At 68.5% G+C, this 13756-nt stretch carries 15 protein-coding genes; 8 read left to right on the top strand and 7 right to left on the bottom strand.

The features are described 5' to 3' along the window. The first annotated feature begins 10 nt into the window (after positions 1-10). From ASD13_RS11220 to ASD13_RS11200, 5 genes are all read left to right on the top strand, one after another. On the top strand, positions 11-967 hold the full coding sequence (locus ASD13_RS11220; protein ID WP_055869222.1) for an ABC transporter substrate-binding protein: 957 nt from the start codon (positions 11-13) through the stop codon (positions 965-967). A gap of 71 nt (positions 968-1038) precedes the next feature. Next, positions 1039-1821, top strand: a complete 783-nt coding sequence (locus ASD13_RS11215) for an ABC transporter ATP-binding protein (RefSeq protein WP_055869221.1) — start codon at positions 1039-1041, stop codon at positions 1819-1821. A gap of 34 nt (positions 1822-1855) precedes the next feature. Continuing rightward, entirely contained in the window at positions 1856-2638 is a 783-nt protein-coding gene (locus ASD13_RS11210) for a ribonuclease H family protein (protein WP_055869220.1), read from the top strand. A gap of 29 nt (positions 2639-2667) precedes the next feature. Then, on the top strand, positions 2668-3057 hold the full coding sequence (locus ASD13_RS11205) for a DoxX family protein (protein ID WP_055869219.1): 390 nt from the start codon (positions 2668-2670) through the stop codon (positions 3055-3057). 102 nt (positions 3058-3159) lie between these two features. After that, positions 3160-3885, top strand: coding sequence for a Pr6Pr family membrane protein (locus ASD13_RS11200; RefSeq protein WP_055869218.1), 726 nt, complete (start codon positions 3160-3162; stop codon positions 3883-3885). Here ASD13_RS11200 and ASD13_RS11195 read toward each other — a convergent pair. The 4 genes from ASD13_RS11195 to ASD13_RS11180 form a co-directional block, all read right to left on the bottom strand. Next, entirely contained in the window at positions 3876-5228 is a 1353-nt protein-coding gene (locus ASD13_RS11195; RefSeq protein WP_055869217.1) for a flavin monoamine oxidase family protein, read from the bottom strand. The two genes, ASD13_RS11200 and ASD13_RS11195, sit on opposite strands and share 10 nt — an antisense overlap. 146 nt (positions 5229-5374) lie before the next feature. Next, positions 5375-6352: an SRPBCC family protein gene (locus ASD13_RS11190; protein WP_055869216.1), complete on the bottom strand. Its 978-nt coding sequence runs from the start codon at positions 6350-6352 to the stop codon at positions 5375-5377. A 2-nt stretch (positions 6353-6354) separates the two neighbouring features. Beyond that, complete coding sequence (locus ASD13_RS11185) at positions 6355-6744, bottom strand: ArsR/SmtB family transcription factor (protein WP_055869215.1); 390 nt, start codon at positions 6742-6744, stop codon at positions 6355-6357. Between the two features lie 85 nt (positions 6745-6829). Continuing rightward, positions 6830-7480, bottom strand: coding sequence for a TetR/AcrR family transcriptional regulator (locus ASD13_RS11180; RefSeq protein WP_055869214.1), 651 nt, complete (start codon positions 7478-7480; stop codon positions 6830-6832). A gap of 78 nt (positions 7481-7558) precedes the next feature. Here ASD13_RS11180 and ASD13_RS11175 point away from each other — a divergent pair, with 78 nt between their 5' ends. Together ASD13_RS11175 and ASD13_RS11170 are read left to right on the top strand one after the other, a co-directional pair. After that, a complete protein-coding gene (locus tag ASD13_RS11175; RefSeq protein WP_235562566.1) occupies positions 7559-8056 on the top strand; it encodes a DUF6326 family protein in 498 nt (165 codons plus the stop codon). Positions 8057-8185: 129 nt separating this feature from the next. Beyond that, complete coding sequence (locus tag ASD13_RS11170; RefSeq protein WP_055869213.1) at positions 8186-8938, top strand: SDR family NAD(P)-dependent oxidoreductase; 753 nt, start codon at positions 8186-8188, stop codon at positions 8936-8938. A gap of 3 nt (positions 8939-8941) precedes the next feature. On the opposite strand, the gene ASD13_RS11165 is transcribed toward ASD13_RS11170, so the two are convergent. Beyond that, positions 8942-9259, bottom strand: coding sequence for an ArsR/SmtB family transcription factor (locus ASD13_RS11165; RefSeq protein ID WP_235562564.1), 318 nt, complete (start codon positions 9257-9259; stop codon positions 8942-8944). After that, positions 9256-9729: an SRPBCC domain-containing protein gene (locus tag ASD13_RS11160; RefSeq protein ID WP_235562562.1), complete on the bottom strand. Its 474-nt coding sequence runs from the start codon at positions 9727-9729 to the stop codon at positions 9256-9258. The genes ASD13_RS11165 and ASD13_RS11160 overlap by 4 nt, the downstream gene beginning before the upstream one ends. A gap of 350 nt (positions 9730-10079) precedes the next feature. Between ASD13_RS11160 and ASD13_RS11155 the strand changes: the two genes are divergently transcribed. Then, positions 10080-11624, top strand: coding sequence for an SDR family oxidoreductase (locus tag ASD13_RS11155; RefSeq protein WP_055869212.1), 1545 nt, complete (start codon positions 10080-10082; stop codon positions 11622-11624). Between the two features lie 3 nt (positions 11625-11627). On the opposite strand, the gene ASD13_RS11150 is transcribed toward ASD13_RS11155, so the two are convergent. Next, positions 11628-13628 (bottom strand): BCCT family transporter, encoded by a 2001-nt coding sequence (locus tag ASD13_RS11150; RefSeq protein ID WP_055869211.1) that lies wholly within the window; start codon positions 13626-13628, stop codon positions 11628-11630. Between the last annotated feature and the right edge of the window lie 128 nt (positions 13629-13756).

Genomic DNA, 13756 nt, shown 5'->3' with positions numbered 1-13756 from the left:
GTCGTTACCCGTGAACAGACCTCTCCACACTCGCTTCCGTCCGCTCGCCACCGCTGCCGCTTCCCTGGCCGCAATCGCCCTGATCGCTACCGGATGCGCGGGCACCCCCGCTGCCGAGGAGTCCGCTACCGACGCGAAAGGCTCGAGCTACACGGTCGAGCATGCGATGGGCGAGACGGAGTTCGAGACTGTTCCCGAGCGCATCGTTGTGCTCGACTCCCCGCAGATGGACGCGCTGGTGGCCCTGGGCATCACCCCCGTCGGCGCGCCGGAGATCGGTGCGGGTCGCGGTTTCCCCGCGTACCTCGCCGACGACCTCGACGGGACAGAGTCCATCGGTTTCATCGCCGAGCCCGACGTCGACGCGATCGCCAACCTCGCCCCCGACCTCATCATCGGCTCGAAGGTGCGCCACGAAGCTCTCTACGAGGAGCTTTCGGCGATCGCCCCCACCGTCTTCTCCGAGGACACGGGCACCAACTGGACCGAGCAGGCCGTGCTGACCGCCGCCGCCGTGAACCAGAGCGACGCGATGGACCAGCTGATCAAGGGCGTCGAGGATCGTGCCGCCGAGGTCGGCGCAGCGGTCGAGGCCGACGGCATCACCGCATCGATCGTGCGCTTCCGCGCCGACAACTTCCGCCTCTACGGCCCCGGCACGTTCTCGGGTTCGCTGCTCACCGACATGGGCTTCGACCTCGGCGCCGACCGCGACTGGAACGAATACTCGATGATGGAGCTCAGCCCCGAGCTCTACGAACAGATCGACGGCGACGTGGTGTTCTACATGAGCCCCGGCGGAGACCCGAGCGCGACCACGCAGGAGCGGATCACGGGCCTCTGGGGCGCGCAGCCCGGCCCCGCAGGAGACAAGGCGTTCGAGGTCGAGGACGACACCTGGATGGTGGGCATCGGCGTGATCGGTGCGAACCTGGTGATCGATCAGGTCGAGGACCTGCTCGGCTGACTGACCGCATCCGAGGAGCGCAGCCGTCGCGGTCGCGACGGCTGCGCTCCTCTCCGGTGAATGAGGAAGACATGACCACGCAGCACCCGACGCTCGAAGCCCGCGGACTCGTCGTCGCCTACGACGGCAAGGTCGTCGTCGACGGGGTCGATCTCGCACTGCCCGAGGGGTCGTTCACGGTGATCCTCGGACCGAACGCCTCGGGCAAGTCGACCGTGCTGCGCGCGCTCGCCCGGGTGTTGAAGCCCGAATCCGGCGACGTGCTGTTCGACGGCCGCGCGCTCTCGGAGTACGGCTCCAAGGAGCTCGCCCGACGGATGAGCCTGTTGCCGCAGGACGCGATCGCCCCCGAGGGGATGCGGGTCGCCGACCTGGTCTCGCGCGGCAGGTACCCGCATCACTCGGCGCTGCAGCGCTGGACCTCCGCCGACGACGCCGCCACCCGCGAGGCCCTGGCGGCGACGAACACCGCCGATCTCGCTGAGCGCTACGTCGACCAGCTCTCCGGTGGTCAGCGGCAGCGGGTCTGGGTGGCGCTCCTGCTCGCCCAGCAGACCCCGGTGATGCTGCTCGACGAACCGACGACCTTCCTCGACATCGCTCACCAGTACGAACTGCTCGACCTGCTGCGAGCGCTCAACCAGCAGGGCAAGACGGTGATCGCCGTGCTGCACGACCTCAACCAGGCCGCTCGCTACGCCGACAACCTCGTGCTCATGAAGGAGGGCCGCGTTGTCGCCAGCGGCAACCCCTCCGAGCTGATCACGGCGGAGCGGATCGGCGAGGTCTTCGGCATCGACGCGATCGTGACTCCGGACCCCGTGACCAGGACCCCCATGGTGATTCGTCGGTGACTTCGCCGTCGGCGCCCACCGTTACGGTTGAAGGATGACGATCACCGCCGCCGCAGACGGCTCCGCCCTGGGCAACCCCGGCCCCAACGGCTGGGCCTGGTACATCGACGACGAGAATTGGGCGGCCGGTGGATCCCCGCACGGCACCAACAACCAGGGCGAGCTGCGGGCCGTGCTCGAGCTGCTGCTCGCGACGGCGGGCACCGACGAGAAGCTGCTGATCGAATGCGACAGCCGCTACGTGATCGACTCCGTGACCAAGTGGATGCCGGGGTGGAAGCGCAAGGGCTGGCGCAAGTCCGACGGCGGGCCCGTGCTCAACCGCGATCTGCTGGAGGGCATCGATGAGGCCATCCGTGGCCGGAACGTCGAGTTCTCCTGGGTCAAGGGCCACGCAGGACACCCGCTGAACGAGGCCGCCGACGAGCGCGCGAACGCCGCGGCCAAGGCGTACCAGGCGAAGCAGGAACCGCGCCGAGGGCCCGGCTTCACCCGCGCGACAGACGCCGGAGCCGCCGTCGCCGCGTCGGCACCGGTCGCCGGTTCCTCGTCCGCCGCGCCGTCATCAGCCGCATCGTCATCCGCATCGTCGAGCACGTCGGCTGCCGCAGCACTCGCGCCCTCCCCCGCGGCCCCGACGTCGGTCGCTGAGCCGCTCTGGGCCGAGGCCGCCGACCTCCTCGACGGGTGGGACGCACCGGCGGACGACCCGATCGAGCTGCGCATCCCCCTCTCCTCCGACGAGCACGCGCGGCTGCGCGACCGCGCCGAGGCTCAGGGCATCTCGCTCGAAGAGGCGCTCCGCCGCCTGATCTGAGCGCAGCGACCGCGGCGTACACTCGCACCATGTCGACTCCCACCCGCACCATCGGCCGTATCTTCCTCGGCGCCTCCCTCGTCTTCGCGGGCGTCTCGCACCTCACGGTGGCGCGCGAGGAGTTCCAGGCGCAGGTCCCCGAGTCGCTGCCGCTGGATCCTGACACCACGGTGCTCGCCTCCGGCGTGGCCGAGGTCGCACTCGGATCCGCCCTGCTGCTGGCACGACGCCGTCGGCGCACGGTCGGCACGATCGCCGCTCTGTTCTTCGTCGCCGTGTTCCCCGGCAACGTGGCGCAGTGGATGCACCACCGCGACGGCTTCGGTCTCGACACGGACATGAAGCGCTTCGTGCGACTGTTCTTCCAGCCCGTGCTCGTCGCGCTGGCGCTGTGGTCGACCCGCGAACCCCGACGCTGACAGGCCGGGCCCCCGCACGGGATCACCACTGTCAGGGACGCGTGCCCTCTACGGCACGACGGGTCCTCCGAGCTGAGGTCCGTAGACTCGGCAGATGAAGGAATGGCGGGTGACGCAGCGGTGAAGGCGCGTACCGTCTTCGGCCTGCTCCGCCTCAGCGCGGCCGCCGTCTGTCTCGTGGCGCTCATCCACCGGCTCGCCTGGGGTCTCGCATCGAACACGATCGCGAGCCAGAACTTCTTCGCATATCTGACGAACCAGTCGAACATCGCTTTCGTGGTGCTGCTCACCGTCGCCGGCATCCTCGCGCTGCGCCGCGCGAAGGATCCTCGCTGGCTCACCGTCGCCCTGGCGCTCGTTCTGACCTGGACGATCACGGCCGGACTCGTGTTCGCGATCCTGGTCTGGCAGGCCGGCATCCGCGGCATCCGCATCGACGTGCCCTGGTCGGATCAGGTGCTGCACTTCTGGCTCCCCGCCGTCACCGTGGCGGCCTGGGCTCTCGCACCCGGTCACCGCTCCGTGCCCTGGCGCGTGATCCCGGTGTCGCTGGCGTACCCGGTGATCTGGGGCGTCGCCACCATGATCCGCGGCCCACTGATCGGCTGGTACCCGTACTACTTCCTCGATCCGCGACAGGTGAGCGGTCCGATGGAGTTCCTGATCTCATCCGCGATCGCGCTCGGCACGTTCGCCGCCGTCGCCACCCTCCTCGTGCTCATCAGCCGCATGCCGGTACCGAAACGGCTGCGCGGGAAAGCCGAGGGCACTGCGCAGGCATCGACGCCGGAGCAGGCGAGAGCCGGTGAACGGGTCGGTCAGACGTAGAGGGCGAGCGAGGCGAGGGCCGCTTCGATCGCCTCGTCTTCGTCGAGCTTCGCGAACTCCGCTGCCGCCGCGCCGCCGACGATCCCGACGAGCACGTTCTCGCCGGTCGCGGGTCGCAGATTGATCCAGGTCGCGATGGCCACGTCGGCGCCGACGGAGTGCCAGATGGCCTCGTCGTTCTCCCAGAACGGCTCGTCCCACCGCAGCCAGACCGTCTCGATCGCGCCCATGCCGAGTGCCGAGATCGCCCCGCGATTGGAGAACGGCAGGGGCGGGTCGAACTCGATGCTGCGGTCTTGGAGCACGCCGAGTGGAACCGTCACGATGACCCGATCGAATGACAGCGCCTCACCGGTGCCGAGGCGCACGCTCACCCCGGAATCGTCGTAGGCGAGGCGGGCGACCGGAGAGTTGAGCCCCACCTTGACCCCGTCGAGGGCCTGCTCGATGAACGGTGCGACATCGCCGGTCGCGGCCTTCGGGTCGCTCATGGGGAGGGGAGGCGCGAACCAGCTCGACAGTTCGTCGGCGCCGGCACCGGTGCGCGCGGCGAGGATCGCGAGCAGGGCCGCGGTCGCCGGATCACTCGGATCGATGCCCGCGGCGGTCAACGCGTCGGTGACCGAGGAGTCTTCGGGGGCGGCCTGCGCCGCAGTCATCGCCGCGTCGAACGGCTGGGGGTCGATCGGGTCGAGGTTGCCCTCGGCGCCGTGCCAGAGCTGACCCGCCAGTTCGACGACGCCGACGTCTCCGCTGCTCATCAGGTCGAGCACCTCGGCGTCGTCCGTGCCGAAGAGCCAGGCGCCGAGCTGCACCGGCAGGGGCCACGAGTCGTCGACGCGGGAGTGCATGCGTCCGCCGACCCGGTCCCTCGCCTCGAAGACGGTGACCTCCATGCCGCCCTCGGCGAGCACAGCGGCAGCGGTGGCGCCGGCGAGCCCTGCCCCCACGACCGCGACGCGCTCCCCCGAGGTCGCCGGGACCAGAAGCTCTTCGGCCGCACGTGTGCCCGAGCTGATCGCACCGCGCAGCGTGCCGGGAGCGTCCTCATCCGTCGCCTCGCCTGCGAAGAACAGGCGTGCGTTCACGGGGGCGCCCAGCGCGAGGCGGGTGCCGGCGAGCACGCCGACGGGTGTGAAGCTGGCGGCGCCGAGGGCGTAGGGATCGGTGGTCCAGGTGCTGCGGATGCTGCCGGCTGCGGCGGGGACGCCGGGCGGCGGCTCCGGCTCGCGGGTGCGAGTGGGCGTCGGCGTGGGTGTCGGTTCCGGGGTGCAGGAGGCGAGAAGAACCGAAGCGACACCGGCTCCGGCGCCGAGGAGCAGAGTGCGGCGCGTGATCCTCATCGTGTCGCCACTTTATCCCGAGCGGCCGGGTTCCGCCTGTCGGCGTCCGCCTGCCGCGTTCACAACTCAGGAAGAGGTGTGCCCGCAGACGGCGAAACCGGCCGGATCCTGGCGGATCCGACCGGTTCGTCCGGAGTTGTGCGCGCTCAGACGGAGAGCAGCTCCCGCTCCAGGCGGGCGAACGACGACTCCATGCCGTCGGCCATGCCGGTGGCGAGGATCATGTCGCGCGTCTCCTTGTCGGGGTACTCGATGAGCACCGTGACCAGGGTCGCGCCATCCTCCTCGTACAGGTTCAGGTCGTTGAGCGTCTCGACAGGCATGCCCTGCATCCGCTCGGTGCTGACTGCGCGACGCGGGGCGTCGATCAGGAGCGCCTCCCCCTCGAAGCCGAACGGCTCCCCCTCGGTGTCGCCGACCGGCGCCCACGAGTTCCGGTAGGACTGGCCCACCTCGGTGGCGGCGACGCACTCCGTCATCTCCCAGCCGTCGGGTCCGAGCATCCACTTGCGGATGAGCTCGGGCTCGAAGTGGGCGCGCCACACCAGCTCGCGCGGCCCCTCGACCAGACGCGTGATGCGCACGTGCGTGTCGTCGAGCAGCTCGACGCGCGTGCCCTTGCCCTGTGCGTAGTCGCGGAGGTCCTGCAGCACGGTGTCGAGCTGCGCCATCGCCATCTTGAGGCCCTCGACCTGGCCCATCTCGACGACCTGCTCGAGCGCATCGACCGAGTCGAAGTGGCTCGTGGTGACCATGCGGGTGCCTTCGGCGGTGGGCTCGAAGACGAAAGACATCCGCTGCGCGGGGAAACCGTCGAGCGGCTTGCCGCTCTCATCGACGAACGAGTCGATGACCTCGAAGCTGTTCGGCGCGTCGATCGACACGAACTCCCACGCCCCCGACGACTTCTCCCCGCGCGGACCACTCATCGAGTAGACGGCACGACCGCCGACGGTGTGGTCCCAGGCGGTGAAGGTGGCCGGCCACCCGGGAGGACCCCAGAAGCGCTCGAGCTGACGCGGGTCGGAGTACGCGCTCCACACCCGCTCGATCGGGGCTGCGAAGTCGGCGACCACGGTCATGGTCAGATTCTCGGCATCGGTGGTGACGTCGGTGACAGGCATGTTCAGTCTCCTTGCTCGTTCTTGTAGTTGTCGCTGGTGTCGGATGAGCCGGACCGAGGCGTCTCGGCCAGCAGGTCGTCGAGTCGGGCGATGCGCGACCGCCACAACTCTTCGTATCGGGCGAGGAGCGCCCTGGCGCGGGCGATCATCTCGGGGTTCGCGCGGACGAGCCGCTCGCGTCCCTCGGCGCGCTTGACGATGAGGTTCGCGGCCTCGAGCACGGCGACGTGCTTCTGCACCGCGGCGAACGACATCTCGTAGTCTGCGGCGAGGGTCGATACCGACTGCTCGCGCTCGATCGTCCGGCGCAGGATGTCGCGCCGGGTCGACGCGGCCAGTGCGTGGAAGACACGGTCGACCTCCGCTTCGCTCAGTTCTCTTTGTGCAACCATTTGGTTGTACGTTATGCCTGAGCGGGGCCGGTGTCAAGAGCGACCTTCGCTAGACGCTTCAGGAGCGCCCCTCGGCCGCACGGATTCAGGAAGCCTGTGCGAGTCGGCGCTCGAACCCCTCGAGGAGGAGATCGAGACCGACGTCGAACTCGTCGGCGAAAGAGTACGTCCCCCCGCTCATGAGCCCCTCCAACGCTCGCGCGAGATGCGGGTACTCATCAGGGCTCGGTGCGACGTCTTCCGCGAAAGAGTTCTCGGCCCCTTCGGCGGGAGCGAAGGGAAGGGTGGACTCGGTGAGGGCGAAGCCGTAGATGTAGGCATCGAGCGCCGAGAACATGTGCGTGGCGAGCTCCGGCGAGAAGCCGGAGTTCAGGAGGCATCCGTAGACCCGATCGAAGTGCCGGAGAAGCGGAGTCCCGGGACGAGGGCGCGCCTCGATCATGCCGAGCGCCCACGGATGCCGGACGAGCACCGACCGCGCCGATCGAGCCCGACCGACCATCGCCGACCGCCACGGGGCATCGACCTCGGGGGCGCTGATCTGTTCGAACGCCCAATCGGCGAGCGCATCCAGCAGAGCACTCTTGTTGGCCACGTGGTGGTAGAGAGACATCGCCTCCACGCCGAGCTCGGCCGCCACCGAGCGCATGCTGACGGCGCCCACACCGCCTCGATCCGCGACCACCGCCGCAGCTTCCACGATCCGGGCCTTGCTGAGCAGCGCTCGTGCATTCATGAGGTCATTGACTCCTTACACGCGTAAGGCTAGCATCGCTCTCATCCTTACAGCTGTAAGGAACGAACAAGGGAGCCCATGATGAACACCCGTCGACCCACCAGTGCACTCGAAGATCACCGCATTCCCGTACACGCCAAACTCGCCGCCGCGTGGACCAGCTTCATGTTCCTGTACATCTACGTCGACTACTTCCACCTCTACAAGCCCGGCACCGTCGACGGCATCCAGGCCGGAGTCGTTTACGAGTTCGACATCAGCCCGACCCTGCTGACCGGCATGCTCGCGTCCGTGGCGATCCCCGCACTGATGGTGACGCTCTCCATGACCCTTCACTCCCGGGCGAACCGGATCACGAACCTCATCGTCGCGGCGCTCTACATCCCGTATTCGCTGTTCAACGCAGCCGGAGAGTCGTGGGACTGGGCGTTCTTCTACGGGCTGTCCATCGGCATCGAGGTTCTGCTCCTCGCCTTCATCCTGCGTTCCGCTTGGACGTGGCCTCGCGTCCGCTCCGGCGCAGAAGCCGCAGGCCCTGCGGCAGACGATCGACAGCACGAGCGAGCCACCGCCTGAACCGCTGCGCCCGATGCCCGCATCCATTCACGTGAATCCACCCCCGCGTTTCGGGCGTAGGCTGGAGAGAAGGACGGACCGTCCGAGAAGATCTCCCGGCACCGTGCCCGCCCGGAAGTGGAGTCACTCGTGGCTCAGTACGACGTCTCGAACCGCTCGGCGATCGTGACGGGCGCAGGAAGCGGAATCGGTCGCTCGACCGCCCTCCTGCTGGCGAAGAACGGCGCATCGGTCGTGGTCAACGACCTGAATGCGGATCACGCGAATGCGGTCGTCGAGGAGATCCGCGCGGCCGGCGGCACGGCCGAGGCTTCGGTCGGCGACGCGACGGATGCGGCGTGGATCGCGTCGTCCATCGAACTCGCGAACTCGCTCGCACCCCTGCGCATCGGCGTCAACAACGCCGGCATCGGCGGTGCCACCGCTCCGACGGCCGAGTACGAGGACGAGGCCTGGGACAAGGTCATCGCGATCAACCTCAACGCGGTCTTCCGCAACATGAAGGCGCAGATCCCGTCGATCCTCGCGAACGGCGGCGGCTCGGTCGTGAACATCGCCTCGATCCTCGGCAGCGTCGGCTTCGCCGGCTCCCCCGCCTATGTCACGGCCAAGCACGGCGTGGTCGGGATGACCAAGTCGGCGGCGCTCGAGTACTCCGCCAAGGGCGTGCGCGTGAACTCGGTGGGCCCCGGCTTCATCGACACCCCGCTGCTGGCGAACATGGGCGACGAGGCGAAGGAGTTCCTCGTGAGCAAGCACCCGATCGGCCGCCTGGGGCAGGCAGACGAGGTCGCGAACCTCATCGCCTTCCTCGCGAGCGACGCGGCGAGCTTCATCACCGGCAGCTACCACCTGGTCGACGGCGGATACACCGCCCTCTGAGACCTACAGCCCCTCCGCGATCTCCTTGATCGCAGCGAGACGACGATCCCACTCGCGTCCGATCGCATCGAGCTTCGCCGCCGTGGCGGAGAGCTCGGTGCCGACGACGCGGAAGCGCACCTCGCGCCCCACCGGCACGGGCTCCACGAGCCCCACCTCCTGCAAGACCGCGAGGTGCTTCGCGATCGCCTGGCGAGACACCGGAAGGCGCCCGGCGAGGGCGGATGCCGAAGCATCCCCCTCGCCGAGAGCCGTCAGGATGCTCCAGCGTGTCTCGTCCGCGAGTGCCGCGAACATGGGCAGCAGGGCTTCTGAGATCACGCGTCGCCCTCCACCAGTGCCACCATCTTGTCCAGCTCCAGGTCCCAGCCCGTGCGATGCGACTCGAGGTTGGCCCGCGGCTCGGACGTGCGCTCGAAGCCGCTCTCGACGACCGTGAGCCGCGTGCCCCCATCCACCTCTTCGAGAGTGAAGGTGAACACGGTCGAGGTCGACTCGTCGATGCTGTCCGGCAGCTTCCCGAGGGCGTCGTCGTTGTTCCAGCGATAGGTGATGCGCCGCGGTTCCTCGTGCTCCTCCACGCGAAGAGGAATCACGTCGTAGTCCGGGAACGTCATCGTGCCGGTCGCGCCGACACCGACGCCGTCGAGCTCGGTGCGCCCGAACCAGCGGGAGATGTGCTGCGGCTCGGCCACGGCACGCCACACCTTCTCGACGGGTGCCGTGATCTGGATGCTTCGCCGAACCGAGAACGACTCCTCGTCGACGACAGATGCCTCGTTGTGGGTCATGCTCACCATGATGGGTCCTTTCGGGATCTCCCGCATGTTCCGTCGACCGGTCGGCCGACCGCAACCCCAAGGTTGCACATGCAACCCCTGGTGCGCAACCCTCAAGTTGCACTAATCCCTTCACGTCGTGCCACTTGTCGGAGGAAATGACGGATGCAGGACGAATCGCCGTGCGGGCTCCCTGCATGCGTGCATCCTTCCGACATCTGAACCGTCCGCGCCGGACCGCACGCCCGACGCCTTCCGTCCGCCCGTCCGCCCCGCGCCACACATCACCACATCCCCTACCGATCGCCGTCACACCCCGCAACCCCGTTCCTCTCGGCGCCCTCCCGGCCTACGCTCGTGGCATGCCCGAACTCACCCAGCCCACCGGCCGCGAAGAGACTCTGCGCGCCGTCCCCCGCGACGACGGATCCGCACCGCGCGCGCTCGTGCTCGGCGCGACCGGATACATCGGCGGTCGGCTGACGCCGCGCCTGCTGAACGCGGGGTACCGGGTGCGGGTGCTGGCACGGGATGCCGCGCGTGCGGCGTCGTTCCCCTGGGGGGCGGACTGCGAGATCGTCGAGGGCTCGGCAGACGATGCGGATGCCGTCGCCGAAGCCATGGACGACGTCGATGTCGTGTACTACCTGATCCATTCGATGTCGGCGGGCAAGGGCTTCGAGGAGAGCGATGAGCGTGCGGCGCAGACCGTCGCCGCCGCCGCGGCACATGCGGGCGTGCATCGCATCGTCTACCTCGGTGGGCTGCATCCGAACGACGCGAAGCTCTCGCCGCACCTGCGCTCGCGTGTGCATGTGGGCGAGATCTTCCTGCGGTCGGGCGTGCCGACCCTCGTGCTGCAGGCCGGAGTCGTGATCGGATCGGGGTCGGCATCGTTCGAGATGATCCGCCACCTCACCGACGTGCTGCCCTACATGCCGGCGCCGAAATGGGTGCGCAATCGCATCCAGCCGATCGCCGTGCGCGATGTACTGCACTACCTGCTCGGGGCGGCGCGAGTCGACGCCGATGTGAACCGCGCCGTCGACATCGGGGGCCCCGACGTGCTGCGTTACGGCCAGATGATGAATGGCTATGCGGTCGAGGCGGGACTCCGCCAGCGCGCGATCGCCGCCCTCCCGGTGCTGACGCCCGGGCTCGCCTCGCACTGGGTAAACCTGGTGACCCCGGTGCCGCGCTCGATCGCGCGCCCTCTCGTGGCGTCGCTGCAGAACGAGTGCATCATGAAGGACCACGAGGTCGACGAGCTCATCCCCCGCCCCGAGAACGGCCTGACACCCTACCGACGCGCCGTGGACCTCGCGCTCGGTCGGGTGCGCGGCGACACCATCGAGACCAGCTGGCAGGATTCCGAGGTCTCCGGAGCGCCCAGCGACCCGCTGCCGAGCGACCCGGAGTGGGCCGGACGCACGGTGTTCACCGACTCCCGTTCCGTGACAACCAGCGCCTCACCCGACGAGCTGTGGCGCGTGATCCTCGGCATCGGCGGGGAGAACGGCTGGTACTCCTCGCCGCTGCTCTGGGCCGTGCGCGGGTGGATGGACCGCATCGTCGGCGGTGTCGGACTCCGCCGCGGCCGCCGCAATCGCACGGCCGCGCGCGTCGGCGATGCGATCGACTTCTGGCGCGTCGAGGCCGTGGAGACGGCGGATGCCGGTTCGCTGCTGCGCCTGCGCGCCGAGATGAAGGTCCCGGGCGAGGCATGGCTCGAACTGCGCGCCCTTCCCGACGAAGAAGGCGCCCGCTACGAGCAGCGCGCGATCTTCTTCCCCCGCGGGCTGACCGGACGGCTGTACTGGCTCGCCGTGCTCCCGTTCCACGGGGCGATCTTCGCCGGCATGGCCGCGCGCATCACCGCCACCGCGGAAGCGGCGAAGGCGAAGTAGCGCTCAGTCGGCGCGAGGACGCTCCGGAGCATCTGCCACATCCGGTGCGACGGGGCCGTCCTCCAGAGCCGCATCGACCACCGCATCCACGTCGGCCGGCGGGATGATGTCGATCGCCTCGGTCGCCGCTTCGTACACCTCGGCGAGCGAGTCGTCGACGGTCGACTCGTCGATCCAGTCGAGGTCGTCCTCGGAGTGGTCGTACTCGACCGCCACGAGAGCGAAGTCGTCGCCATACTCCTCGAGCCCTGCCATGACGCTGTGCCGCACCGCGGCCTTGGCGTAGCGCTCGCGAAGGATCAGCGGATCACGCCGCAGGTCTTTCATGAAGGCGACCATCATGAACGCCATGATGATCGCGAACGGCAGCGCGGCGATGATGGTCACGTTCTGCAGAGACTTCAGACCGCTCCCCTCCTCGCCGGTGACGAGCAGCACGGCGGCGATCACGCCGACGAGCGATCCCCAGACGATCGTCACCCAGCGGGTCGGCTCGGGTCGCCCCTGCTGCGACAGGGTGCCCATCACGAGGGACGACGAATCCGCACCGGTGATGAAGAAGATCGAGATGAGCAGGATGAGCAGCACGCTCGTGATCAGCGGGAACGGCAGGTTCTCCAGCACACCGAAGAGCACTTCCTCCGGGGGGTCCACCGTGAGCCCCGCTCCATCCATCTGCTGCTGGATGGCTGTCGAGCCGAAGATCGCGAACCAGACGAGGGAGATGGCCGAGGGGACGAGGATCACGACCGACACGAACTGACGGAGCGTGCGTCCGCGTGAGATCTTCGCGATGAACATGCCCACGAACGGAGACCATGAGATCCACCAGGCCCAGTAGAAGATGGTCCAGCTCGACAGGAAGGCCTGAGCTTCCTCACCCTGTGATGCCGAGCGTGCGATCATCTGCGGCAGATCGCCGACGAACTGCACCGCGATGGAGGGGATGATGTTCAGGATGAGCATCGTCGGACCGACGAAGAACACGAAGAAGGCGAGCACGAGCGCCATCACCGCATTGATGTTCGACAGCGCACGGATGCCCTTGGAGACTCCCGAGACCGCCGACGCGATGAAGCACGCCGTGAGCAACGCGATGACGGCGATCAGCACACCGTTTCCGAGCTCGCCGATCCCACTGACCAGCTCGACGCCGTGCCCGATCTGCAGAGCGCCGAGACCGAGCGAGGCGGCGGTACCGAACAGCGTGACGATGATCGCGAACACGTCGATCGTGCGACCGAGAGGCCCGGCCGTGCGCCCCTCGCCGAGCAACGGCGCGAAGATCGAGGAGATGAGCGGGGTGCGACCGCGGCGGAACGCCCCATACGCGATGGCGCCGCCGACCAGGGCATAGAACGCCCATGCCTGCGGACCCCAGTGGTAGAGCACCTGCGCCTGAGCCGTGTGCATGGCCTCGAGGGTGGTCGCCTCGACGGTGCCGGGCGGCGGGCTCTCGAAGAACGTCAGCGGCTCAGCCGCGCCCCAGAAGACGAGTCCGATGCCCATGCCCGCGGCGAAGAGCATCGAGATCCAGGAGAACATCGAGAACTCGGGCTCTTCGTCGTCGCGGCCGAGGGGGATGCGACCGTATCGGCTGAAGCCGACGAAGAGCATGAACACCAACACGATCGTGGCGATCGTAGTGAAGAAGAAACCGAAGTACTCCACGACCCAGCCGAGAACCGCAGAGGTGGTGCCGGAGAGGTTGTCGCCGGCGAAGATGCCCCAGGCGATGAAGGAGACGACGAGGGTGACCGCGACTCCGAACACGAGCGGGTCGGTGCGGTAGGTGCGTCCGGTCTCCTCGACCGAGACGCCGGGCACGAGGGCCGGGTGCACACTGCGCGGGGGGACGGCGGCGATGTCGCGGACGATCTTCCTCGCCGTCGCGGTGGCCTTGGTCGGGAGGCGGTTCGCGCCCGTGCCGACGGCATCCGTGCGAGGACGCGGAGGTGTGTGTCCTGCGGAGCGATCGTCGGGCTTCTCGTCAGGGGTCTCCATGGCATCCCATCCTGTCATGCGAGCCGTGGGCCCGCGAAAGCGGAGGACCGGGACCATCGGCCCGATCCGCCGCGTATCGGGGAACGGCGCGGCGACCCGATGACGTGTGGTGCGGGTTTTCCCGGGCG

Origin of the sequence: Microbacterium sp. Root1433D1 (assembly GCF_001426835.1) — a bacterium.
Lineage (GTDB): Bacteria > Actinomycetota > Actinomycetes > Actinomycetales > Microbacteriaceae > Microbacterium > Microbacterium maritypicum.
Note: the sequence above shows the minus strand (reverse complement) of the source record. Positions and strands in the feature narration are given on the sequence as shown.